The organism is Cellulosimicrobium marinum (assembly GCF_020551945.1).
Taxonomy (GTDB): Bacteria; Actinomycetota; Actinomycetes; order Actinomycetales; family Cellulomonadaceae; genus Cellulosimicrobium; species Cellulosimicrobium marinum.
The window spans coordinates 406,169-428,919 of record NZ_JAJBZH010000003.1 but is presented as its reverse complement, the minus strand read 5'-3'; the positions used below and the strand labels follow the sequence as shown (position 1 = coordinate 428,919).

At 75.4% G+C, this 22,751-nt stretch carries 22 protein-coding genes and 1 riboswitch; of the genes, 14 read left to right on the top strand and 8 right to left on the bottom strand.

The annotated features are described in order from the left end of the window. Positions 1 to 95 precede the first annotated feature (95 nt). The 3 genes from LGQ04_RS09090 to LGQ04_RS09080 all read left to right on the top strand — a co-directional run bounded on the left by LGQ04_RS09090 (position 96) and on the right by LGQ04_RS09080 (position 2,080). On the top strand, positions 96 to 983 hold the full coding sequence (locus LGQ04_RS09090; RefSeq protein WP_229243370.1) for an SURF1 family protein: 888 nt from the start codon (positions 96 to 98) through the stop codon (positions 981 to 983). Between the two features lie 217 nt (positions 984 to 1,200). Further along, positions 1,201 to 1,494 carry a hypothetical protein gene (locus LGQ04_RS09085; protein ID WP_229243369.1) on the top strand — a complete coding sequence of 98 codons (294 nt, stop codon included), beginning with the start codon at positions 1,201 to 1,203 and terminating at the stop codon, positions 1,492 to 1,494. 280 nt (positions 1,495 to 1,774) lie between these two features. Beyond that, a complete protein-coding gene (locus LGQ04_RS09080) occupies positions 1,775 to 2,080 on the top strand; it encodes a hypothetical protein (RefSeq protein ID WP_229243368.1) in 306 nt (101 codons plus the stop codon). Positions 2,081 to 2,140: 60 nt separating this feature from the next. Here the strand turns inward: LGQ04_RS09080 and LGQ04_RS09075 are convergent, their stop codons facing one another. Both LGQ04_RS09075 and LGQ04_RS09070 read right to left on the bottom strand, forming a co-directional pair. Continuing rightward, positions 2,141 to 3,874: an ABC transporter ATP-binding protein gene (locus LGQ04_RS09075; RefSeq protein WP_229243367.1), complete on the bottom strand. Its 1,734-nt coding sequence runs from the start codon at positions 3,872 to 3,874 to the stop codon at positions 2,141 to 2,143. Then, positions 3,871 to 5,679, bottom strand: a complete 1,809-nt coding sequence (locus LGQ04_RS09070) for an ABC transporter ATP-binding protein (protein WP_229243366.1) — start codon at positions 5,677 to 5,679, stop codon at positions 3,871 to 3,873. The genes LGQ04_RS09075 and LGQ04_RS09070 overlap by 4 nt, the downstream gene beginning before the upstream one ends. Positions 5,680 to 5,820: 141 nt before the next feature. On the opposite strand from LGQ04_RS09070, the gene LGQ04_RS09065 reads away from it, so the two are divergent. Beyond that, on the top strand, positions 5,821 to 6,237 hold the full coding sequence (locus tag LGQ04_RS09065; protein WP_229243365.1) for a DUF3817 domain-containing protein: 417 nt from the start codon (positions 5,821 to 5,823) through the stop codon (positions 6,235 to 6,237). Beyond that, positions 6,234 to 7,511: a ThiF family adenylyltransferase gene (locus LGQ04_RS09060; RefSeq protein ID WP_229243364.1), complete on the top strand. Its 1,278-nt coding sequence runs from the start codon at positions 6,234 to 6,236 to the stop codon at positions 7,509 to 7,511. The genes LGQ04_RS09065 and LGQ04_RS09060 overlap by 4 nt, the downstream gene beginning before the upstream one ends. A gap of 12 nt (positions 7,512 to 7,523) precedes the next feature. On the opposite strand, the gene LGQ04_RS09055 is transcribed toward LGQ04_RS09060, so the two are convergent. From LGQ04_RS09055 to thiO, 3 genes are all read right to left on the bottom strand, one after another. Then, positions 7,524 to 8,366, bottom strand: coding sequence for a thiazole synthase (locus tag LGQ04_RS09055; RefSeq protein ID WP_229243363.1), 843 nt, complete (start codon positions 8,364 to 8,366; stop codon positions 7,524 to 7,526). Between the two features lie 9 nt (positions 8,367 to 8,375). Continuing rightward, on the bottom strand, positions 8,376 to 8,612 hold the full coding sequence (gene thiS / locus LGQ04_RS09050) for a sulfur carrier protein ThiS (RefSeq protein WP_229243362.1): 237 nt from the start codon (positions 8,610 to 8,612) through the stop codon (positions 8,376 to 8,378). Between the two features lie 5 nt (positions 8,613 to 8,617). Next, a complete protein-coding gene (gene thiO / locus LGQ04_RS09045; RefSeq protein WP_229243361.1) occupies positions 8,618 to 9,919 on the bottom strand; it encodes a glycine oxidase ThiO in 1,302 nt (433 codons plus the stop codon). Continuing rightward, a riboswitch (TPP riboswitch) is annotated at positions 9,909 to 10,011 on the bottom strand. (Overlaps the previous gene by 11 nt.) A gap of 217 nt (positions 10,012 to 10,228) precedes the next feature. Here thiO and LGQ04_RS09040 point away from each other — a divergent pair. The 7 genes from LGQ04_RS09040 (at position 10,229) to guaA (ending at position 16,742) form a co-directional block, all read left to right on the top strand. Then, positions 10,229 to 10,981 carry an ABC transporter ATP-binding protein gene (locus tag LGQ04_RS09040; RefSeq protein WP_229243360.1) on the top strand — a complete coding sequence of 251 codons (753 nt, stop codon included), beginning with the start codon at positions 10,229 to 10,231 and terminating at the stop codon, positions 10,979 to 10,981. A gap of 4 nt (positions 10,982 to 10,985) precedes the next feature. Next, positions 10,986 to 12,206: a hypothetical protein gene (locus LGQ04_RS09035; protein ID WP_229243359.1), complete on the top strand. Its 1,221-nt coding sequence runs from the start codon at positions 10,986 to 10,988 to the stop codon at positions 12,204 to 12,206. 59 nt (positions 12,207 to 12,265) lie between these two features. After that, positions 12,266 to 12,775 carry a hypothetical protein gene (locus tag LGQ04_RS09030; protein WP_229243358.1) on the top strand — a complete coding sequence of 170 codons (510 nt, stop codon included), beginning with the start codon at positions 12,266 to 12,268 and terminating at the stop codon, positions 12,773 to 12,775. Between the two features lie 82 nt (positions 12,776 to 12,857). Beyond that, the gene (gene thiE, locus LGQ04_RS09025) at positions 12,858 to 13,514 is read left to right on the top strand and encodes a thiamine phosphate synthase (protein WP_229243530.1); all 657 of its coding nucleotides are present in this window, start codon (positions 12,858 to 12,860) and stop codon (positions 13,512 to 13,514) included. 97 nt (positions 13,515 to 13,611) lie between these two features. Next, positions 13,612 to 14,289 (top strand): hypothetical protein, encoded by a 678-nt coding sequence (locus LGQ04_RS09020; RefSeq protein ID WP_229243357.1) that lies wholly within the window; start codon positions 13,612 to 13,614, stop codon positions 14,287 to 14,289. Then, positions 14,286 to 14,963: an OmpA family protein gene (locus tag LGQ04_RS09015; protein WP_229243356.1), complete on the top strand. Its 678-nt coding sequence runs from the start codon at positions 14,286 to 14,288 to the stop codon at positions 14,961 to 14,963. The genes LGQ04_RS09020 and LGQ04_RS09015 overlap by 4 nt, the downstream gene beginning before the upstream one ends. Before the next feature lie 162 nt (positions 14,964 to 15,125). Continuing rightward, entirely contained in the window at positions 15,126 to 16,742 is a 1,617-nt protein-coding gene (gene guaA / locus LGQ04_RS09010; protein ID WP_372470027.1) for a glutamine-hydrolyzing GMP synthase, read from the top strand. A gap of 222 nt (positions 16,743 to 16,964) precedes the next feature. Here guaA and LGQ04_RS09005 read toward each other — a convergent pair whose 3' ends face one another. Beyond that, positions 16,965 to 18,107: a glycosyltransferase family 4 protein gene (locus LGQ04_RS09005; protein ID WP_229243355.1), complete on the bottom strand. Its 1,143-nt coding sequence runs from the start codon at positions 18,105 to 18,107 to the stop codon at positions 16,965 to 16,967. Between the two features lie 206 nt (positions 18,108 to 18,313). Here LGQ04_RS09005 and LGQ04_RS17710 point away from each other — a divergent pair, with 206 nt between their 5' ends. Continuing rightward, positions 18,314 to 19,093: a hypothetical protein gene (locus tag LGQ04_RS17710; protein WP_308016382.1), complete on the top strand. Its 780-nt coding sequence runs from the start codon at positions 18,314 to 18,316 to the stop codon at positions 19,091 to 19,093. 122 nt (positions 19,094 to 19,215) lie between these two features. Here LGQ04_RS17710 and LGQ04_RS08995 read toward each other — a convergent pair whose 3' ends face one another. Next, positions 19,216 to 19,641, bottom strand: coding sequence for a hypothetical protein (locus LGQ04_RS08995; protein ID WP_229243354.1), 426 nt, complete (start codon positions 19,639 to 19,641; stop codon positions 19,216 to 19,218). A gap of 3 nt (positions 19,642 to 19,644) precedes the next feature. Continuing rightward, a complete protein-coding gene (locus LGQ04_RS08990) occupies positions 19,645 to 21,132 on the bottom strand; it encodes a PspC domain-containing protein (RefSeq protein ID WP_229243353.1) in 1,488 nt (495 codons plus the stop codon). A 135-nt stretch (positions 21,133 to 21,267) separates the two neighbouring features. Between LGQ04_RS08990 and LGQ04_RS08985 the strand changes: the two genes are divergently transcribed. Further along, a complete protein-coding gene (locus LGQ04_RS08985) occupies positions 21,268 to 22,680 on the top strand; it encodes an ATP-binding protein (protein ID WP_229243352.1) in 1,413 nt (470 codons plus the stop codon). The last annotated feature ends 71 nt before the right edge of the window (positions 22,681 to 22,751 follow it).

The window sequence follows — 22,751 nt, the reverse complement described above, 5'->3', positions numbered from 1 at the left end:
CAGGGGCAGAAAGGGCCGAAGGTCCCACCGCGCGGGCACCCGCACCCCGCCGCGCGGATTCCCGGCGCGGCCCCCCGCCCGGTTACCGTAGGGCCGTGCCCGAGCCCGTCGACCGTCGTCCGTTCTGGGCGGTCGTCCGCCAGCCCCGCATGATCGGGCTGCTCCTGCTCTTCCTCGCCGCCGCCATGGTGTGCGCCCGGCTCGGCGTCTGGCAGCTCGACCGCGCGCAGCAGCGCGCCGAGCTCGCCGCCCAGCAGGAGGCCGCCGAGGAGGAGGCGGCAGGGCCCGAGGGCCTCGGCGTCCTCCTGCCCCCGCAGTCCACCTTCCCCGGCGAGCTCGTCGGGCGGCAGGCGTGGGTCGAGGGGGAGTACGACGCCGACGGGCAGCTCCTCGTCGCCGACCGCGTGCTCGACGGCGAGGTCGGCTACCTCGTCCTCACGCCCCTGCGCGTCTCCGACGACGGCACCGGCGGCAGCTCCTGGGCGGACCTGTCCGGGTCGCCCGTCCTCCCGGTCGTCCGTGGCTGGGTCGCGTCGCCGGACGACGCCCGGGCGCTCGCACCCCCGGAGGGCACCGTGCGGCTCACCGGCTACCTCCAGGCCTCCGAGGCGGCCGGGGAGGCCGACCTCCCCACGGGCCAGACCGACGCCGTCGCCACCGGCGAGCTCGTCAACCTCTGGGGCGGCCCGTCCTACTCCGGCTACCTCGTCCTCATCTCCTCCGACCCGGAGCAGGTCCCCGTGTCCGACGGCGGCCCCGCGGCTCTCCCGCGCCCCACCATCGAGGGCGGCACCGGGCTCAACCTCCAGAACCTCTTCTACGCCCTCCAGTGGTGGGTGTTCGGCGGGTTCGCCGTTCTCCTGTGGCTGCGCCTCGTGCGCGACGAGGCGTCCGGCCGCAAGGGCATCGTCGACCTGGACGACCTCGCGGCCGAGGCGCTCGCGGACGAGGAGCGTCGTCCCGCCGCCGACCGTCGGCCCTGAGCCCGGCTGACCGAGCGCGGTTCCCGGCGGCCCCTGCCGGTCCGTGACAGGGCGCGGCGCGCCCGCGCGAGATTGGCAGAAGTCCTGTCTCAGTCCGTGATATGGGACTGGCGGGTGGGTATGTCCGGGCTCCACTCTTATTCCACGTCGGGCAACTCGGCCCGATTTGTCCGTCGGTCGACGTCGTCCGACGAGAACAGCACAGCTGGGGGAACACATGAAGAAGCGTCTTGCACCGCTCGCCGCAGCGGCCCTGACCATCGGTCTCATCGTCGTGCCGGCTGCGGGCGCCAGCGCGGCGACGAAGTCGAGGACCTACGACTGCGGCACCCGTGACGCGAGGATCACGGCCTCCGCGCCGACCAACGTGAGCCTCACGGTCAACGGCACCACCCGGTCCGCGCGGAACAGCGCCGGCGCCGCGGTCACGCTCTACGACTACGACGGCAAGGGCACCGCGAAGGCGTCCTCGACCGACAGCTCCGTCTCCATCAGCGTCGTCTGCTTCTGACGTCCTCGCCGTACCGCTGAGGACGACGGGCAGGCGCCCGCCACCAGCCACCTGCGGTTGCCTCCCCGACTGGGGGAGGGGGAGGCAGCCGCAGGTCGACACATCCCACGGCTCGCACGACGGTCGCCGACGACCCGCGTGAGCCAGACCGGCAGAACCCTCGGGCGCCAGGTCTCTCACCGTGACCAGGGCTCCCTGCAGCCGTCCCTGCCGCGTCACCACCGGACCCCGCGCCCGACGACGGTCGCGGTCATCGCACCACCGGAAGGAAACCACCACCATGAAGAAGCTCCTCGCGCCCCTCACCGCGGGCGTCCTCGCGATCGGCCTCGCCGTCGTCCCCGCCACGGCCGCCAGCGCCGGGACGAAGACCGGCTCGTTCGCGTGCCCGAACGGCCGCTACGCCGTCGTCACGGCGTCGGCGACGTTCCACGTCAGCCTGACCGTCAACGGCGTCACGAAGTCCACCCAGTCCTCCAACGGCGCGGTGGTCTCCATCCGCACGGGCCGCACCGGCACCTACTCGGCGTACACCGCGGCGAGCAGCGCGAAGCCGTCCGTGTCGGTCGACTGCCGGATCGTCTGACACACCCGCAGCACGGTGCCCGGTCGTCGCCTCGCGACGGCCGGGCACCGCTGCGTCCGGCTACTCCTGCTGCCAGGACTCCCACAGCCGCGCGTAGTCCCCGCCGGCCGCGACGAGCTCGTCGTGCGGCCCGATCTCGGCGATCCGACCGGCGTCCACCACGGCGACGCGGTCGGCGTCGTGCGCGGTGTGGAGCCGGTGCGCGATCGCGACGACGGTGCGGCCGGACAGCACGGCGTTGAGCGACCGCTCCAGGTGTCGGGCCGCCCGCGGGTCGAGGAGCGACGTCGCCTCGTCGAGCACGAGGGTGTGCGGGTCGAGCAGGACGAGGCGGGCGAGCGCGACCTGCTGCGCCTGCGCGGGGGTGAGGGTGTGGCCGCCCGACCCGACGACGGTCTCCAGTCCGTCGGGCAGCGCCAGCGCCCAGGCGTGCGCGTCGACCGCGTCGAGCGCGGCGAGCAGCGCGTCGTCGGACGCGTCGACGTCGGCGAGCCGCAGGTTCTCCGCGAGCGTCCCGACGAAGACGTGGTGCTCCTGGGTGACGAGCGCGACCTGGCGCCGCAGGTCCTCGAGCGGCAGGTCGACGAGGGGCACGCCGCCGACGCGGACCGACCCGGCCCTGGGCGGGTGGATGCCCGCGAGCATGCGCCCGAGCGTCGACTTGCCCGCGCCCGACGGGCCGACGACGGCGAGCCGCTCGCCCGGGGCGAGGTCGAGCGAGACGCCGTGCAGCACGGGGTGGCCCTCGCGGTAGGCGTACTCGACGTCCCGCGCGACGAGACGGTCGTCGGCGGGTGACTCGCCCGACACCTCGCGGTCGCCCGGGACGAGCGAGACCCCGACGATGCGCGCGTACGACGCGGCGGCGACCTGGATCTCGTCGAGCCAGAAGATGAGGTTCCATACGGGCCCGGCGAGCTGGAAGGCGTACGTGGTGACGGTCGCGACGGCGCCGAGGGTGGTCTGGCCCTGCGAGAGCAGCCACGTGCCCCACACGAGCGCGGCGACGGGCGCGATGGCGATGGCGGTGTCGATCCCGGGGAAGAGGACGGTGCGCAGTCCGAGGGTGTACCGCTCGGCCTGGAACGCCTCGGTGAGGTCGGCCCGCACCCGGGCGCGCCGTCGTTCGGTCAGGGAGAGCGCGTCGACCGTGCGGGCACCTTCGACGTTCTCCGTGATGGTGCCGTTGAGGGTCGCGTACGCGGCGGCCTCGCGCTGGTACCCGGCGGGTGCGCGGCGCAGGTACCAGCGCGCGACGACGACGAGCAGGGGCACGCCGACGAAGAGGGCGAGCGCGACGAGCGGGGCGACGAGGACGGACGCGACGACGGTGAGCACGAGCGTGACGACGGCGACGAGGAGCTGCGGGACCCCGAAGCGCACGGCGTGCTGGATCCGGTCGACGTCGTTCGTGGTGCGCGCGACGAGGTCGCCGGTCCCGGCGCGCTCCACCGTGGACACCGGCAGGGTGGTCACGGTGTCCAGGAGGTCCTCGCGGAGCTCGGCGAACACGGTCTCGCCGAAGACCATCGACACGTCCTGGGCGTAGCGGCGCAGCACGGCCTGCACGACGACGGCACCCGCGCCGACGGCGACGACCGTCGTCACGTACTGCGACGTGGTGCCCTCGGTGACGGCGTCGACGAGGCGGCCGAGGAGCCAGGGCACGACGAGACCGGCGACGGCCGCGAGGGTGTGCAGCACCGCGACGAGCGCGAAGGTGCGGCGGTGGCGCGTGACGAGGCGGCGGGCGGCGACCCGGACGGCGGGGCCGTCAGCGACGGGGAGCTTCACGGGCGGTCTCCTTCCGCGGCGGCCGGGGCGCCGACGGGGGCGAGCGGGGCGTCGTCGTCGAGGGTGCGGCCGACGACGCGCAGGTAGCGCGCGGCGTCGTCCTCGGGGCAGGTGCCCGGGGCGTGGGCGCGCGCGACGAGGTCGCGGTGCGTGCCGCGTGCGGTCACGACCCCGTCCTCGAGGAGCAGGACCTCGTCGACGTGCTCGAGGACGAGCGGCGACGCGGTGACGACGAGGGTGGTGCGGCCGCGCCGGACGTCCGCGAGCCGGGCGGCGACCCGGGCCTCGGTGTGGGCGTCGACGGCGCTCGTGGGCTCGACGAGCACGAGGATCTCCGGCTCGGTGAGGAGCGCCCGCGCGAGCGCGACGCGCTGCCGCTGGCCCCCGGAGAGCGACCGTCCCTTCTCGGGAAGCTCGCCCGCGAGCCCGTCGGGCACGGAGTCGAGGACGTCGTGCGCGTCGGCGGTGCGGACGGCGGCGAGGACGTCGTCCTCGGTCGCGACGCCGCGCGGGTCGAGCTCGTCGCGCAGGGCGCCCGAGAAGAGCTGGGGGGTGGCCTCGGCGACGACGACCCGGCGCCGGAGCGCGGCCTTGTCCAGGTCGGCGAGGAGGGTCACGCCGAGGCGGACCGGCGTGGCGGCCTCGGCGGCGTCGTCGAACCGTCCGAGGCGCGTCGCGACGGCGGCCGACGCGTCCGGGTCGACGGACACGAGCGCGACGACACGGCCGGGCTCGAGCACGAGCCCCGACGTCTCGTCGACCAGGGGCGACCCGGCGGGCGGCATGGGCGCGGTCGCCGGGGTCGCGCCTGCTGCGGGCTCGACGGAGAGCACCGTGACGATCTTGCGCGCGGCGACGTGCGCGCGCGTCGCGACGTTGAGCATCTGCGTGGCGATCTGCAGCGGCCACCCGAGGAACGCGGCGTAGCCGTAGAAGGCGACGAGCTGGCCGGGCGTGATCTCGCCGGCGAGCGCCTTCGTGGCGCCGAGCCACACGACGACCACGACGAGCAGGCCGGGCAGGAGCACCTGGAGCGCGTCGAGGAGGGCCTGGGTGTGCGCGACGCGGACGCCGGCGGCGCGGACCGTCTGGGACTGGCGGGCGTAGCGCGCCGCGAAGACGGACTCGCCGCCGATGCCGCGCAGGATCCGCAGGCCGGAGACGGTGTCCGCGCCGAGGGTCGTGAGCCGTCCCTGGGCCTCGCGCTGCGCGGCCTGGCGGCGCTGCAGCGGCTTGACGAGGAGCGCGAGCACGGCCGCGACGGCGGGCAGTCCGAGCACGACCACGAGGCCGAGCTCCACCGACGTCGACAGCATGACGACGGCGACCACGACGTAGGCGCCGAGCGCGCCGAGGAACTGGCCCGCGAGGGCGAAGAGCTGGCCGACGCGCATCGCGTCGCTCGCGACGGTCGACACGACCTCCCCGGTGGGCAGCTCCTCGGTGATGGCGTCGCCGGAGCGTGCCGTGACGTCGCCGACGAGCTGGGAGGTGGTGAGCGCGGAGCGCAGCCAGCACGCGATGTCGAGGCGGTGCTGCAGGACCCCCGAGACGACGATCCCGGCGCCGAGGGCGAGCAGGAGCCCGGCCCAGCGCCACAGGTCCGCGCCGAACCCGGAGGCGAGCCCCTCGTCGAGCGCCCGGCCGAGCATGTACGGCTGGAGCGCCTGGCACGCGAAGCTCACGAGCCCGAGCAGCACCGCGCCGGTCAGCACGGCGCGCTGACGCCCTGCGAGCCACGCCAGGTACCGGGTGGGGCCGCGCAGGTCGGGGGTGCCCGGGTCGGGCAGGGGGAGGGGTCGCACGGTGTTCTACCCTAGGTTCGGCATCCGACACGGAGCCACGGTTTAAGCCGCCCGCGTGGTGACGATCACCACGCCGATCGCCACGCCGATCGCCATTCCGATCGCCACCGCACGGGCGCACGAGGTGAGGAACACCCACGCATGACCACCCAGGACCCCGCCACCACGACGGCCGCGCCGAGCGGGGAGGCGGTGCGCACCGCGGTCCGCAAGGCGCGCGGCGCGCTCGCCCGCTACCGCGTCCTCGCGATCATCACCGGTGTGATGCTGCTCGTCCTGTGCGTCGAGATGATCGTCAAGTACGTGGTCGGCGCGTTCGTCGACGTCGAGCCCGTCATCCGGTTCGTCGAGTGGATCCCGTTCGCGCACGGCTGGATCTACGTCGTGTACCTCGTGACGGTCCTCGACCTGTGGACGAAGATGCGCTGGGGCTGGGGCCGCCTCGCGACCATGGTGTTCGCCGGGGTCGTGCCCGTCATGTCGTTCGTGCTGGAGAAGAAGGTCCACGCCGAGGCGCAGACCACGCTCTCGGCCCTGGAGGAGCGGTACGCGTCGTGACCGGTGCCGCGCACCCGCCCCCGCTCGCGCCGCTCGTCGCGCCCGGGCCCGCGCTGACCGCGGCCGAGACGGAGCGCTACGCCCGCCACCTCGCGCTGCCCGGGATCGGGCCCGAGGGGCAGCGTCGCCTCGCGGCCGCGCGCGTGCTCGTCGTCGGCGCGGGCGGTCTCGGCAGCCCCGCGCTGCTCTACCTCGCGGCCGCGGGGGTCGGCACGGTCGGGATCGTGGACGACGACGTCGTCGACACGTCCAACCTCCAGCGTCAGGTGATCCACGGCGGGGCCGACGTCGGTCGCCGCAAGGTCGACTCGGCGCGCGACGCGATCGCGGACGTCAACCCGCACGTGCGGGTCGTCGAGCACGCGGTGCGGCTCGACGCCGACAACGCCCTCGACGTGCTGCGCGGCTACGACGTCGTGCTCGACGGCGCCGACAACTTCCCCACCCGCTACCTCGTCTCCGACGCCGCCGAGGTGCTGGGCCTGCCCGTCGTGTGGGGGTCCATCTACCGCTTCCAGGGACAGGTCAGCGTCTTCTGGGGACGACCGCGGTACGCGCCGTGCGGGGGCGGACCGATGCCCGACGGCGCCCCCGCCCCCGAGGCGCGCGGCGTCACCTACCGCGACGTGTTCCCCGTGCCCCCGCCCCCGGGCGCGGCGCCGGACTGCGCGACGGGCGGCGTGCTCGGCGCGATGTGCGGCACGGTCGGGTCCGTCATGGCGACCGAGGCGATCAAGCTCGTCACCGGTGCGGGCACGAGCCTGTTCGGCTGGCTCGCCGTGTACGACTCCCTCGACCTCTCCTGGCGCCAGCTCGCCGTGCGTCCCGACCCGACGCGCGAGCCCGTCACGGCGCTCCTCGCGGGCGACGACGCGTACGCCTCGTTCTGCGGCCTCGTCCCGGCAACGCCCGCGTCGTCCGAGGTGAGCGCGCGCGAGGCCGCGACGCTGCTCGGGGGCGACGGCGCGGCGTCGGGCAGGCCGTTCCTGCTGGACGTGCGGGAGGACTGGGAGGCGCAGGCGCGACCGGTGCCCGGGGCGACGCTCGTCCCGAGCGGTGCGTTCCTCGGCGCCGCGGCGCCGGACGTCCTCGGCTCCCTGCCGTCGGACCGGCCGGTGCTGGTGGTGTGCGCCGTGGGCGCCCGCTCTGCCCGCGTCGCCGACGTCGCGCGCGCGGCGGGCCTCGACGCCCGCTCCGTCACGGGCGGCGTCCCCGCCCTGCTCGCCGAGCTGTCGACCACCTCGCCGACGCAGGCCCCCGGCCCCGCGAGGTAGTACCGCGGGCCGCTACAGGGCGAGGTCGAGGCGCCCCTGCGGGGACGAGCTCGCGAGGGCTCCCTCGCGCCGGGGGATACGACCCGCACCCGCGGCGAGACGACCGGACTCGACGGCGAGGCGCATCGCACGGGCCATGCGCACCGGGTCGGCCGCGCGCGTCACCGCCGTGGCGAGCAGCACGCCGTCGCACCCGAGCTCCATCGCGAGCGCCGCGTCCGACGCCGTCCCGATCCCCGCGTCGAGGACGACCGGGACGCGCGCGGACGCCGCGATGGCCTCGATGTTGCGCGGGTTGAGGATGCCGAGCCCCGTGCCGATGGGTGCGCCGAGCGGCATGACGGCCGCGCAGCCGACGTCCTCGAGGCGGCGCGCGAGGATCGGGTCGTCGTTCGTGTAGGGCAGCACGACGAACCCGTCACGCACGAGCTGGTCGGCCGCCTCGACGAGGCCGACGGGGTCGGGCAAGAGCGTGACGTCGTCGGCGATCACCTCGAGCTTGACCCACTCCGTGCCGCACGCCTCGCGCGCGAGGTGCGCGGTGAGCACGGCCTCGCGCACCGAGAAGCAGCCCGCGGTGTTCGGCAGCGCGCGGATGCCGAGCCGGTCGAGCAGGCCCCAGATCCCCGCGTCGTCCGACCCCTCGCCGCCCGCCCGCACCGCGACGCGCCGCATCGCGACCGTCGTCAGGGCGGTGCCGGACGCGACGAGGGCGTCCTCGAGCGTGAGCAGGTTCGCCGCGCCGCCCGTCCCCAAGACGAGACGGGACCCGATCGTCGTGCCGGCGACGACGAGCGGGTCGGGCGTGCCCGACGGCGCGGGCCGGGTCGCGGGGTCGTGCTCGGTGACGCTCATGGTTCCTCCTCAGCCGCCCTGGACGGCGGTGACGATCTCGACGCGGTCGCCGGGCGCGACAGTGGTGCTCCCCCACGTGCCGCGCGGCACGACGGCGTCGTTGACGGCGACGGCGACGCCCTGCGGCGTGCCGTCGGTCACGTAGGTCGGGACGAGCGCGGCGACGAGGTCCTCGACGCCGACGTCGCCGTCGAGCGGGTACGGCTCGCCGTTGACGAGCGCGGTCGCGGTGGTCGGTGCGGTCACGGGGTTCACCTTCCGGTCGTGGCGGGGTCGGTCGCTGTCGCGAACCCCGGGTTGTTCGGCACAGGACGGTCGACGTGCCGCACAACCCGGGGTTCGGCGCCGAAGCGGGCCGGGTCGGCCACGGCCAGCGCGTGGGCGAGATCCTCGGACCGGGCGGTGGACGGGGAACCGGTGAGGCCCGCGACGACGGCGTCCGCGGTGAGCGGTGCGAGCAGGATGCCGTTGCGGCCGTGGCCGGCGGCGACGTGCAGGCCCGGAACCGCGGTGGGGCCGATCACGGGCAGGTTGTCGGGCGTCGCGGGCCGGGCGCGGGGCGTCACCTCGACGAGCGCGGCCTCGTCGATGCCGGGAAGCAGCGCGCGGGCGTCGCGCAGGAGGGCGAACACGCCGCCCGCGGTGGCGCGACGGTCGTCGGGGTTCTCCTCCGTCGTCGCGCCGAGGACGACCTCGCGGTGCCCGGCGGAGCCCGATCCCGACCCGGCCGGGACGGGGGAGCGCGGCACCACGTACACCGGCCGCCCCTGCACGACGCCCCGCACGACGTGCTCCAGCGCGAGGTCCGGCCCGGCGTCGAGCCGCAGCGTCTGCCCCTTCACAGGACGCGTCGGCACCCGCACCTCCGGAACGCCCGCGAGCAGCCCGCCCGTCTCCCAGGCCGCCGCGACCACGACCGCACCGGCCCGGTGGACGTGACCCGCGTCGTCGGGCACGCCGGTGACGCGCCCTGCCGCGTCCCGCACCACGCCGGTCGCGGCGCGGTGCACGACGGCGACCCCCGCCTCCGCGGCCAGCGCCGCCAGGAGCGCGGCGTGCGTCGCGCGCGGGTCGACGGCATGGTCGTGCGGCGCCCACGCGGCCCCCGCGACGCGCTGCCCGAGGTGCGGCTCGCGCCGTCGCGCGTCGGCGAGGGTCAGCTCGGCGGAGTCGAGGCCGTGCGCTGCGTGCAGCGCGAGGACACGGCGCAGCAGCGCGAGGTCGTCGGTGTCGTACGCGACGGTGAGCGTGCCCGCCGTCCGCAGCCCCACGTCCCGACCCGTCGCGGCCTCCAGGTCGGCGGCGAACCCCGGCCACGCGCGCGCACCGGCGAGGTGCAGGCGCAGCGCCTCGTCCTCCCCGAAGTCCGCCTCGGTGACGGGCGCGAGCATGCCTGCCGCGGCGTGCGTCGCACCGCCGCCCGGTGACGGGTCGAGGACCGTCACGCTCGCGCCGGACCGCGCCGCGCGCCACGCGACCGCCAGGCCGACGATGCCGCCGCCGACCATGACGACGTCCCGCGACGACGCGGACGGCAGGACAGAGGGGTGCATGTGCGCTCCCTTCGCTGGCATGACCCAGATCAGGTTCGACGGTCGGCTCCGACGCCCTCTCAGCCCCGTGCGGGGCTCCCGTGCTCGGGCCAGCCTAGACCGTGCCGCCGCTCCGCGACGACGTTCTCGCGTGGCGGGACAGCATCAGGGTGCCGCCTCTCGACACCCGGTCCTCGGGGCGCTACCGTGCGCCGTGCAGCGACCGGTGCAGGGGGGCGTACCGGTGCTGGGACTCGCGGTGCCGGGCTTCGCGAGGCCGTCGGAACCGTCGCTCCCGCCGTGCACGACGAACGGGGCGCGAGGCGCGCGATGATCGAGATCGACCATGTGACCCACGGGTTCCGCGACCGGGGCGTGCTCGTCGACGTCGGACTCGAGCTGGATTCTGGCGTCAACGCGCTGCTCGGTGTCAACGGCGCCGGCAAGAGCACGTTGCTGTCCGTCGCGGCCGGAGGAGTGCAACCGCGCAAGGGGTCCGTACGGGTCGGTGGTGCCGAGCTGTACGGCTCCCGCCGGGATCGCCGACGTGCGCTCCCCGCAGTGGCGCTCATGCCCCAGCACGCTGTTTTCCCCGGGACGCTGACTGTCGTCGAGGTCGTCGAGTACCTCACCTGGATGCGGGGCGCACGCGCTCGTGATGCTCGGACTGCGGCGCGTGATGCCGTGCGGAGGGTGCTGCTCGACGATCGCGCCGACTCACGGATCAAGACTCTCTCCGGGGGGATGGTCCGCCGTGTCGGACTCGCGCAGGCGATCGCTTCCGGAGCGCGACACCTGTTGCTCGACGAACCGAGCACAGGGCTCGACCCCGAGCAGCGGCGCGCCATGGTCAACCTCCTCGCCGATCTCGAAGGAACCGTCCTGTTGAGCAGCCATGTCATGGAGGACGTCCGCGACCTCGCGTCCCGTGTGCTCGTGCTCGACGGCGGACGGATCGTCTTCGACGGGACGGTCGACGCGCTCGCGGGGCTCGCTCCCGCGGGCGATGCCGCGCGCTCCGCCGAGGCCGGCTTCCTCGCAATTCTGTCCGGCAGTCGTTCGCTCGGCTCCCTGGAGGGGTGACGGCATGGCGTTTCGACTGTGGTTCGTGCGCGCGCACGGTCCCGTGCTGTGTCTCGTGTTCACGGCGCTCACGCTCGCCATCGTCCTCTCCAGCACCCCAGGGTGGCAGTGGCAGTCCTTGTGGGCGGCGAGCCGCGCGACCGGGTCGACGATCGTCGTCGCTCCTGTGCTGGCCGGTGTGATCGCCTTCGTGGTGCAGCGAAGGCTCACGGGTGCCGCGCGGTTGCTGTCCGCGTCGTCGCGCAAAGGTGTTGCGGGCGCCCTGGCGCTCGCGGCCGTGCCGTGGAGTGCCGCGCTCGTCGGGCTCGGGGCCGGGATGACCTTCGTCGCCGTGCGGACCGCCTCGGTCGTCGGAAGCTTCGACGTTCCGGTGTGGGTGCTCGTGCACGGGCTCGTGGCTCTGACCGCTGCGTCCCTGTTCGGGCTCGCCGTCGGAGTGTGCGTCCCGAACCTCGCGGCGGGACCGCTCGCCGCGTCACTCGCCTACGTGCTTCCGATCCTGCTGCTTCCCTTCGGGGTCGAGGGGTTGATGGCGGCTCCCGGCGCGACCGGGCCGGCATTCGGGATGGAGCCCGACCCGACGGTGCACAGCGCGATGATCGTCGTCAACGTCGCCGTGGGAGCGCTCTGCGCCGTCATCGCCGTGGGACGTCTCGGACCCGTGCGTCGACGGTGGTGGTACGGCGCCGGAGCGCTGGGCGTCGCGGTGGTCATCGCCGGAGGGACGCTGTCGACCATGGATCCGCGGATGGCGTGGCTCCGGCCGGTCGCGGACGACCCGGTCTGTGTCGGCGCCGACACACAGGTGTGCGGACCCCCGGACTCCGCGGCGCTGCTGCGGATCGCCGAGGCCGACATCGCTGACGCGCGGGCGTTCCTCGCGGAGCGGGGGCTTCCGACCACGGGACGGTACTCGTTCACCCCGCGGCCCGGGACCGCCGACAGCGAGGTGGGTGTGCTGCATGCGGAACCGTTCGCGGTGCTCGACGGCCGTCTCGGGAGCTGGGACGTCGCCGCGACCATCGCGACACCGTCCGCGTGCCCGGAGTACTTCGAGGACATGCCGCCCGAGGACCTTCTCGTGGCACAGGCGCGGCTTGCCTCGTGGGTGTCGGACGCCCGGGCCGGACGAGGCGCCCTGGTCGACGACGACGTCCTCCAGACCTACGACGCGCTGGATGCGTGCGACGCATCCGCCCTGCCCGACTGGGCGTACGGCGAGTAGTGAGCATCCTCACCGCCCACCGGTGGCGTGCGACCACAGCGCTGTGCGTCGCGCTCGCGGTGATCGGCTACCTCGGCCGCACCGAGCTCGTGTCGATCCCGATGCTCCAGGAGCAGATCCCGGTCCGATCGCTCGTCGTGGTGTTCGCTGCAGCCGTGGTCGTAATGCCCCTCTACGCAGTGCTCGGCGTGCTCAGCCCCACACTCGTCCGCGAGCCACGGCTCCGCCCCACGCGCATCGCCGTGATCCTCGCACTCGCAGCGCTCACCCTGGCCCCGACTTTCGCCGGTGAGGTGGTGAGAGCGCCCAGGGTCGTCGTCGATCTTCGGCTTTTCCTCGCGCTGCTCACCGTCGGGCTCGTCGGGGTCGTCGTTCTCGGCGACGCGGCCGGCCTCGTCGTCCTCGGGCTCGGGTTCCTCGTCCTGCTCGTCACCGCGGCGCCGGGGAGCTGGGTCACTGGCCTGCTGCTCGCCACGCCGACCGCAGTCCTTGGCGTGGCGGACGCGGTAGCCGCCGCTCTCTACGCGTTCCGTGGCCCGAGGAGCCGCCGCGTCGACGAGGAACGATGACGACGGCCGCCCATGAGACACCGGTGACCTGGCGGCCGAGCCGGGTCGTACAGTCGGCGGCGTGACGACGACTTCTGACCTGATGACCGACGCCCGCGCCCGCCTCGCCGACGCGCACCTCTACCTGTGCACCGACGCGCGGGAGGAGCGGGGCGACCTGGAGGACTTCCTGCACGCGGCGCTCGCGGGCGGTGTCGACGTGGTGCAGCTGCGTGACAAGACGCTGGACGTCGCGCGCGAGCTGGAGCTCCAGGGGGTGGTCGCGCGGGTCGCGGGGGAGCACGGTGCGCTGTGGGCGGTCAACGACCGGGCGGACGTAGCGGGGCTGACGGGGGCTCCGGTCGTCCACATGGGCCAGCGCGACCTGCCGGTCGGTGCGGTGCGCTCGCTGCTCGGGCCGTCGCCCGTCGTCGGTCGGTCGACGCACTCGGCGGAGCAGGCGGCCGAGGCGGAGGCCGACGCGGACGTCGACTACTTCTGCGTGGGTCCGCTGTGGGCGACCCCGACGAAGCCGGGCCGCGCGGCCGTCGGGCTGGACCTGCTGCGCGACGTCGCGGCGACCGCGCCGCGTACCCCGTGGTTCGCGATCGGCGGGATCGACCACGAGCGCCTCGACGCCGTGCTCGACACGGGGGCGACGCGGATCGTCGTCGTCCGCGCGATCACGCAGGCGCCCGACCCGGAGCGGGCCGCCCGCGAGCTGCGCGACCGCGTCCTGGCCGCGCCGTCCCGCGGGTAGTTCTCACCATCCGGCAGGGGTTCCGCGGGCCCGGTGCCGTGTGGCAGGGTCCGGTCGTCGCCCGGACCGTCCGGGGGCCACGGATGCACGGGGGATCATGAACCGCACGCACCTGACGCTCGCCGCACTCTGCGCGGTGTCCGTCCTCGCGCTGTCGGGCTGCGGCCTGTTCGGAGGCGGCGCGGCACAGGACGCGACGCCCGGCGCCGCCGCCACGGACGGCGCGGCGGCCGACCCCGGTCCCGGCGGGACCGACGCACCGACGGCCCGCGTCGCCGACGCGGTCCTCGCGGAGCAGACCCTCGCGACACCGACCGGCGGCGGCGCGCCGATGGGGGGCGAGCTCACCGTGACGGTGCGTGCCCTGGAGGTGCAGGACGAGACGATGACGCTGCGGTGGGCGTTGCGCTGGGACAACGACGACCTGCCCGACGACGCGGCGGCGAGCTACAACGACATGGGTGTCGACCCCGTCGCGACCGTGACCGACCCCGCGAACCTCGTCGCCTACCGGCCGTTCTGCACCGAGGGCGCGTGGCAGCCCGACACCGAGAGCGTCACCGACGCCGGTCTCGCGCAGCTCGAGTGCCGCCGGTCGATGCTCGTCTCACCGCTGGAGAACATCACGTTCGGCTTCCCGAACCACGGCACGGTCGAGGCGTACGCCGTGCTGCCCGCGCCCACCGAACGGGTCGACTCGCTCGACGTGCTGCCCGCCCAGGGGTTGCCCGCCTTCACGGACGTCACGGTCACGTACCTGGACGACGACGCGTGAGCACCCCGCGAGCACCGCGCCCCGGGGCTCGGGCGCGCGGCGTGGCGCGGTCGGCCGCGCTCGCGGGCGCCACCCTCGTGCTGGCCGCCACGGCACCTCTCGCGCCGAGCGCGGTCGCCGGTGCGGACGACGCGGGCGCACCGCTGCCCGACGACGTCGTGGCCGCGCTCGCGCAGGACGACGCCCGGGTCGACGCCGCCACCGTGACCGGGGCCATGCACCGGGACGCCACGTTCACCCTCCGGCCCGCCGACCCGACGTTGGTGCTCCGTCCCGACGACGCCACCACGACGCTGGAGTCGACGCGCGAGGACGAGGAGGGGACCGTTGTCGTGCTCACCGCCGACCTGCTGTTCGCGTTCGACGAGTCCACCCTGTCGCCCGAGGCGAGCGCCGCGCTCGCGGACCTCGTGGACGACGTCCCGGACGAGGCCGCCGTCGCCGTCGACGGGCACACCGACGCCCTGGGGACGGACGCGCGGAACGACGCCCTGTCGCGGGCGCGGGCCGAGTCCGTCGCCGCGGTGCTGCGCGCCGAACGGCCCGACCTCACCCTGACGGTCACCGGCCACGGCAGCAGGGAGCCCGTCGCGGAGAACACCGTGGGCGGCGAGGACAACCCGGCGGGCCGCGCGCTCAACCGGCGGGTCGAGCTCTCGTGGGGCGCCGCATGACCGTCGCGGGGGCGCTCGTCCTCGCCGCCGGCGCGCTCGTCGCGGGGATCGTGCTGCTCGACGTGGCGGGCGTGCTCGCGTTCGTCGCGACCCTGCCCGGCTGACCGGGCGTCGTCCCGGACGCGGTTCTGAGGGCGCCCGCGCGCCGCCTATCCTGGGACGGTGACGTCTGCCGCCACCGCACCCGACCCCGCCCCCACGACCGCCGAGGTCGCGAGCACGCCCCGCCCCGTGCTCGTCGTCGACTTCGGCGCCCAGTACGCCCAGCTCATCGCGCGGCGCGTGCGCGAGGCGAAGGTCTACTCCGAGATCGTGCCGCACACCTTCACGGTCGAGCAGATGCTCGCGAAGGACCCGGCGGCGATCATCCTGTCCGGCGGGCCGTCGTCCGTGTACGCGACGGGCGCCCCGTTCGTCGACCCGGCGCTCTTCGACGCCGGCGTGCCCGTGCTCGGCATCTGCTACGGCTTCCAGGCGATGGCCGCGGCCCTCGGCGGCGACGTCGCGCAGACGGGCCAGCGCGAGTACGGCGGCACCGAGGTGTCCGTGTGCGAGGCGGGCGTCCTCCTCGCCGACACCCCCGAGAACCAGACCACGTGGATGAGCCACGGCGACGCCGTGCACCGCGCGCCGGACGGCTTCGACGTCCTCGCGACGTCGTCCGGGTCGCCCGTCGCCGCCTTCGAGGACCGCGGGCGCCGCCTCTACGGGGTGCAGTGGCACCCCGAGGTCAAGCACTCGGCGCACGGTCAGACCGTCCTCGAGCACTTCCTGTACGACGGCGCGGGGCTGGCCCCCGACTGGACGCCCGGCAACGTCATCGCGGACCAGGTCGCGGCGATCCGCGCGCAGGTCGGCGACGCGCGCGTCATCTGCGGGCTGTCGGGCGGCGTGGACTCGTCCGTCGCGGCCGCGCTCGTGCAGCAGGCCGTCGGCGACCAGCTCACGTGCGTGTTCGTCGACCACGGGCTGCTGCGCTCGGGCGAGGTCGAGCAGGTCGAGCGCGACTTCGTCGCCGCGACGGGTGTGAAGCTCGTGGTGCGCGACGAGAAGCAGCGCTTCCTGTCCGCGCTCGCCGGGCACTCCGACCCGGAGACGAAGCGCAAGATCATCGGCCGCGAGTTCATCCGCGTGTTCGAGGACGCGGCGCGCGACATCGTCGCCGACGCGGGCGAGCACGGCGAAGAGGTGAAGTTCCTCGTCCAGGGCACCCTGTACCCGGACGTCGTGGAGTCCGGCGGCGGCGAGGGCGCGGCCAACATCAAGAGCCACCACAACGTCGGTGGACTGCCCGACGACCTGCAGTTCTCCCTCGTCGAGCCCCTGCGCACCCTGTTCAAGGACGAGGTGCGCGCCGTCGGCCGCGAGCTCGGCGTCCCCGAGCCGATCGTCGCCCGCCAGCCGTTCCCCGGCCCGGGTCTCGGCATCCGCATCGTCGGCGAGGTCACCGCCGACCGCCTCGACACCCTGCGCAAGGCCGACGCCATCGCGCGCGAGGAGCTGACCAAGGCCGGCCTGGACGACGAGATCTGGCAGTGCCCCGTCGTGCTCCTCGCCGACGTCCGCTCCGTCGGCGTCCAGGGCGACGGCCGCACCTACGGCCACCCGATCGTCCTGCGCCCCGTCTCGTCCGAGGACGCGATGACCGCCGACTGGACGCGCCTGCCCTACGACGTCCTCTCCGTCATCTCCACCCGTATCACCAACGAGGTGAACGAGGTCAACCGGGTCGTCCTCGACGTCACGAGCAAGCCCCCGGGCACCATCGAGTGGGAGTGAGCGCGCGGGGGCGGTGACGCCCCGGCGTGCGGGTGTTCGGGTGCGGGGTGGTCGGTGCGGCGCGAGGTCGGGGGACGACGCCGCGTCTACCCTCCGCCGCTCGTCCCTCGCGGCTCCCGCCAGACCCGCCACGACGCGGCGTCGTCCCCCGACCCCGCGCCTCGTGGTGACCGCACCTCTTGCGCAGGAACCGTGTGGCGCGGCGCCTCGGCAGGCCGCGGGTCAGCGGGCGGCGGCGACGCGGGTGGCTCGGGCGTAGGCCTTCTCCACGTCCGCGAGGACCTGGGGCCAGCCGGCCGGCGGCGGGGTGGTGCGGTTGTGCGCGACGATCCGGTCGAGCAGACCGTCCTCGGTGGCGAGGCGGACGAGCGCGTCGGCGAGGGCTGAGTCGTCGTCGACGAGGAGCGCGTCGACGCCGTCCGTGAGGCGTTCGGCCACGCCCGACTGCGAGCGCGTGACGACGGCGAGGCCCGCCGCCTGGCCCTCCAGGGCGGCGATGCCGAAGGCCTCCTCGACGGCCGGCGCGGCGAACACGTCCGCGCGGCCGTACACGGCCTTGAGGTCGTCCGCCGTGACGCGCCCCGGCAGGGCCACGACCTCGCCGAGCCCGTGCTGGGCGACGAACCGGCGTGCGGTGTCCAGCTCGGGTCCGTCGCCCGCGATCGTGGCGCGCACCGCGCCGTCGGGCACGCGGGCCGCCGCGTCACGCACGGCCTCCAGCAGCGGCAGGACGCGCTTGCGCGGCGCGAAGCGCGTCGCGGCGACGACGTGCATCGCGGGGCCTTCCGTGCGGTCCGCCCGCTCGGTGCGCGGGACGCGCCACGCGTCGAGGTCGAGACCGTTGTGCAGCACCGCGACCTCGCCGTGGTCGCCGACGATGCGGCGCAGGGGAGCGGCGGTCAGCTCGCTCACCGCCGACCACAGCACCGGCCAGCGCGACCACCGCACCACCCGGTCGAGCGCGGCGAACGCGCCCTGCGCGCGGCCCCACACCGAGTGGACGGTCAGCACCGCGGGCAGGCCCGCGCGCACGACCGTCCGCAACGACGCCTGCGTCGACGGGGTCAGGACGCCCATGTGCAGGTGGACGACGTCGGGGCGCACCTCGCGCAGGATCCTCGCCACGTGGTGCGGCGCGCGCGGGTGGACGGGGTAGCCGCCCGGGACCCGGGCGGCGAGGCGGTGCACCGTCACGTCGCCGTCGCGCTCGGTGGTGACGCCGTGCGCGCCCGCACGGGACGGCGTCGTGCAGACCACCGTGACGTCGTGACCCACGGCCGACTGCTGCGCGGCGAGCCGCGCCACCTGGGTCTCGATCCCCCCGAGCAGGGGCAGGTAGCAGTCCGTGACGTGGGTGATGCGCACCCCGGAATCCTCCCACCCGCCCGGACCGGACTCCGACACGCGCGGCGACCTGCGCCGACACGCCCTGCGCTGCGCGCGCGCCCGCGCGGTTTCGTCGCTACCGTGGCCAGTGAAATGGGTGGTTCGACCGTCCTGCGGCGGCCACGCCTCGCGGGCGGGGGCGCGCCGGACGGGCCAGGAGGGTCCTGACGAAGGGGAAGCGCGCCATGTCCAGCACGGTCACCGTCACACCGACGAGAGGGGTCCGAGGCATCGGCCTCATCTCCATCATCGCCGGCATCATCCTCGTCCTCGCGGGAATCGGGACGTGGATCGTCGTCGCCAACCAGCTGTCGGCGGAGGAGATCACCGTCTCCGACGACGCCTCGTTCATGGCGGGCCGCCACGTCAACGGACCGCTCACCGCGTACGCGCAGGCCGAGGTCATCAACAAGCACGCCCTGGAGGCGAGCGGCGGGCAGACGTACGCCGAGCTCGACCAGGAGGACCCGACCCGCCAGACCGTCATGACGGCGTCGTTCCTGCGGGCGTCGCTCTTCACCTCGGTCGTGGCGTTCGGCGTGTGCGCCCTCGTCATCGGCCTCGGGATCATGTTCCTCCTGCTCGGCGTCGCGCTGCGCAAGCTCGCGGGCGGGCCGAGCATCGCCGTCGAGACGCCGGCGGCGTACACGTCGGGCGGCGACCTCTCCGACTCGGGCCGCCACGCGGCGGCCCCGCCGACCGCCGCGCCCACCGCACCTCCCGTGTCGCCGGAACCGCCGGGACGCGCGTCCGCGGTGAGCTCCACCCCCGCCGCCGAGGCGCGAGCAGCGGCCCCCGCCTCCACCGGAGCACCCGGCACCTCGGCACCGTCGGCACCCGGGGCGAGCCCCGAGGCAGCACCCGCCACGTCCGCGCCGACCACACCGCCGCGCACGACGGAGCCGGACACCACCACGCCGCCCGACACGACGACCCCGCCGGAGCGGCCTGGCACGACGGCCTGAGCACACCGGACCCGGCGCCGGTGACCCGCTCCTGACGCTGTTGCGGGGGAGCGTGCGGGCCGGCCGCCGAGCACACCGAGGGGGTCGTGACGCCAACCGCGTCACGACCCCCTCGCCGCGTCTCACGGACGTCGGCGGCGTGCGCCCGCGACGACCGACCCGACGACGAGCGTCACGCCCGCCGCCCCGAGGACGACGATCGTCGCGAGGCCGACGTCGACCCGCGCCCCCAGCGCGCCCGCCAGCACCGCGGCACCGAGTGCCACGAGCACGAACCCCCACACGATCGTCGCGACACGCGGGCCGCGCGAGCGTCCGTCCGCCGGTGCGGTGCCGCCCGGCGCCGTGCTGCTGCCCGCTGCTGTCCCGGCGGGGCCGGTGCCGGACGGGACGGTGCCCGACGGCGCGGGAGCGGCCGGGAGCACGAGGGTCTCGTCGTGACCGCGGTGCCCGACGGGCTCGGTCGGCGCGTCGCTGAACAGCTCGTCGCCCAGCGGGCGTGTGGCGCCGACGGTGTCCTCGCCGGCGGTGTGCTTCTCGTCGTTCATCGCTCAGTCCTCCTCGAAGATCGCCTGGCCGGCCCCGACCACGACGTCCAGCACGAGCAGCGGTTCCGCACCCTCGGCGACCTCGTCGTTCTCGAACGTCACGGGTTCGGTGGCGACGCCGCCGCTGCCTCTGTCGTCGCCGTCGACACGCCACTGCACGTCGCCCGCGACGACCTGGACGTCCGCGTGGACCGGTTCGCCGTCGGGCAGCACGACGGTGAGGTCGCCTGCCCCGAGCTCGATCGGCACCTCGACAGGGTCCGACGCGGTGGCGTCGGACAGGTCGAGGTCCGACAGGTCGACCCTCAGGTCTCCGACGGACAGCGCGAAACCGGGCTCGGCGTCGGCCGGGTCGGTGGCGCTGTGGCTGCCGTTGCCCACCGTGCGGACGGAGTCGTCCAGCACGCCGGGGACCGCGACCGGCCACGCCGAGACGGGGAGCGCGACGATCAGCAGGATCGCCGCGAGCCAGCCGAGGCCGCCGCTCGTGCGGCCGCGCAGGCCGCTGACGACGACCGCGAGGCCCGCCAGGATCGCCGACAGTCCCGCCCAGGTGGCGAACACCGGCCAGGCCAGGTCGCCCTGGCGCTCGACGACGAGCAGGAACGCCCCCAGCAGGAGACTCAGCCCCACGACGACCCCCGTCGTGGTCGCACCGGGCCCCCGCGGGTGCTTCGGACGCCGCGGGTCCGCGGTGTGCGGTCGCGGGGAGGCCTGGGGGAGCCCGGCTGCGGGCGCGGGATCGCGCGGCGGCCGCGGTGCGTCCGGCGCGGCGTCCTGGGGACCTGTCGGAGCCGGGTAGGCCGTCACCGGGCCGGGGGAACCCCACGGCGCGTCGGCCGTGCTCGCGTGTTCGGTGCCCGATGCCGGTGCGGCGGACGCGTCCGCGACCGGTGCGTGCGGCGTCGGGCCCGGGGCACCGGTACCGCCGGACGGGCGCCCGACGCCGTCGCGCCGCAGGACCGGGACCGCGATGACGGCGAGCACGACGATCGCGGCGACCCACAGCAGGCCCGTGAGCCACCCGAGGCCCACGTGGTCCCACCACGACCACCCGCGACCGCTCCAGGACAGGCCCACCAGGACCATCGGGACCGCGCCCAGGAGCGCGACGTCGAACGTGCCCCGGAACGCCTCCTGCAGGTGGATGCGGCCGTCCGACCGCTCGGGGAGCAGCGCCCACGCCACGCCGTACAGGACGAGGCCGGCACCGGAGAGGAAGAACGTCACGAAGAGGATGCCGCGCACGAGCAGCGGGTCGACCCCGAACCGCTCCGCCACGCCCGCGGCGACGCCGCCGACCCAGCGGTCGTCGGACCGCGACACCCCGGCGCGGCGCACCGCGTCGAAGAAGCCGTCGGTCCCGCCGCCGGGCGGGCGGCCCGGGTCGCGGGGGGTGTCGTCGCTCGTCGTGCCCGGTGCGCCCGCGGGTGCAGGGCCGGGCGCTGCGCCGGGGTCGCCCGGGGCGGGCGGGGGAGGTGTGGTGCTCATGCCTCCATGCTGGTCCTGGGCGGCGCCCCGGGGTATCGGGAGGCACCCTGACACGACCCTGAACCCAGCCCGGACGCACCCTGGTTCCCGCCCCGGACGCCCGCTCCGGGGCGTGCGCCGTGTGACGATCGGGGAGTGGAACCACGACCCGGCACACCCGCCGCGCCCCCGAGCGGGTACGCGACGCTCCCGCTGCGCCGCCCCGAGCGCGGCCGCTGGGTCGGTGGCGTGTGCGCCGGGCTCGCCGCCCACCTCGGCGTGCCGGTCGGTGCGGTCCGGCTCGTCATGGCGCTCCTGGGCCTCGCGGGCGGTGCCGGGATCGCGCTGTACGTCTTCTGGTGGCTCACCGTCCCGCCCGGCGACCCGCGTGCCGCGCTCGACGCGCAGCGCCCCGCCTCGCTCGGCCGCCTCGCTCCCCGGCTGCAGCGCGGGGTCGCGCGGCTGCCCGTGCGCGACGTCGCGATCGGCGTCGTGCTGCTCGCCGGGGCGGGGCTCCTGGTCGCCCTGCGGTCCGGGGCCGACGTCGAGGTGTCGTGGGTGGTCCCGCTGCTCATCGCGCTCGGCGGCGCGGTCCTCGCGTGGAGCCAGCTCGACGCCGCGGTGCGCGGCCGCCTGGTCAGCAGCGCCGGGGGCCGCACCCCGGCGGGGGTGCTGCGGATCGCGGGCGGTCTGGTGCTCGTCCTTGTCGGGATCGTCCTGCTCGTCGGGCAGGACGCCGACCCGTCGGCGGTCGTGCGGGCCGCGGCCGCGTCCGTCGCCGTGCTCGGCGGGGCCGCGATCGTGCTCGCTCCGTGGTGGCTGCGCCTCGTGCGCGAGCTCGGCGACGAGCGGGCCGCCCGGGCGCGGGAGGCGGAGCGCGCCGACATCGCGGCGCACCTGCACGACTCCGTGCTCCAGACGCTCGCCCTGATCCGGGCGCGCGCGACCGACGCCGACACCGTCGCCCGGCTCGCCCGCGCCCAGGAGCGCGAGCTGCGGGAGTGGCTCTACGACGACCGCCCGACACCCGGGTCGTCCCTCGCGGCCGAGCTGCGCGCCCTGGTCGCCGAGGTCGAGGACGAGCGCGTGGGGCGGCGCCCCGACGCCCTCGGCTCGGGGACCGGGGTCGGGGAGGCGGGCCCCGTCGTCGTCGACCTCGTCGTCGTCGGGGACTGCGTGCCGACGCAGGAGACGGCCGCCCTGCTGCAGGCGACGCGCGAGGCGCTCGTCAACGCCGTCGCGCACGGCGCGCCGCCGTACTCCGTGTACCTCGAGGTCGGCACGTCGACCGCGGACGTGTTCGTGCGCGACCGCGGCGACGGCTTCCGCATGGAGGACGTCGCGCCCGACCGCTTCGGGGTGCGCGAGTCGATCCTCGGTCGGGTGCAGCGCCGCGGCGGCACGGCCGAGATCATCAGCCGCGCGGGGTGGGGGACGGAAGTACGGTTGCAGGTGCCGCGCGGCGCGACGGCGGGTGCCGAGGGTCGCGCCACCGGCGGTCCGGATGCCGAGCGCCCGGACGCCCCGGTACCGGGCGCCGCGCCCGGACCGACCAAGGAGAGCACGTGACCACGATCCCCGCCCCCGACGGCGCCGCAACCGGCTCCGGGCCCGTGCGCGTCGTCCTCGTCGACGACCAC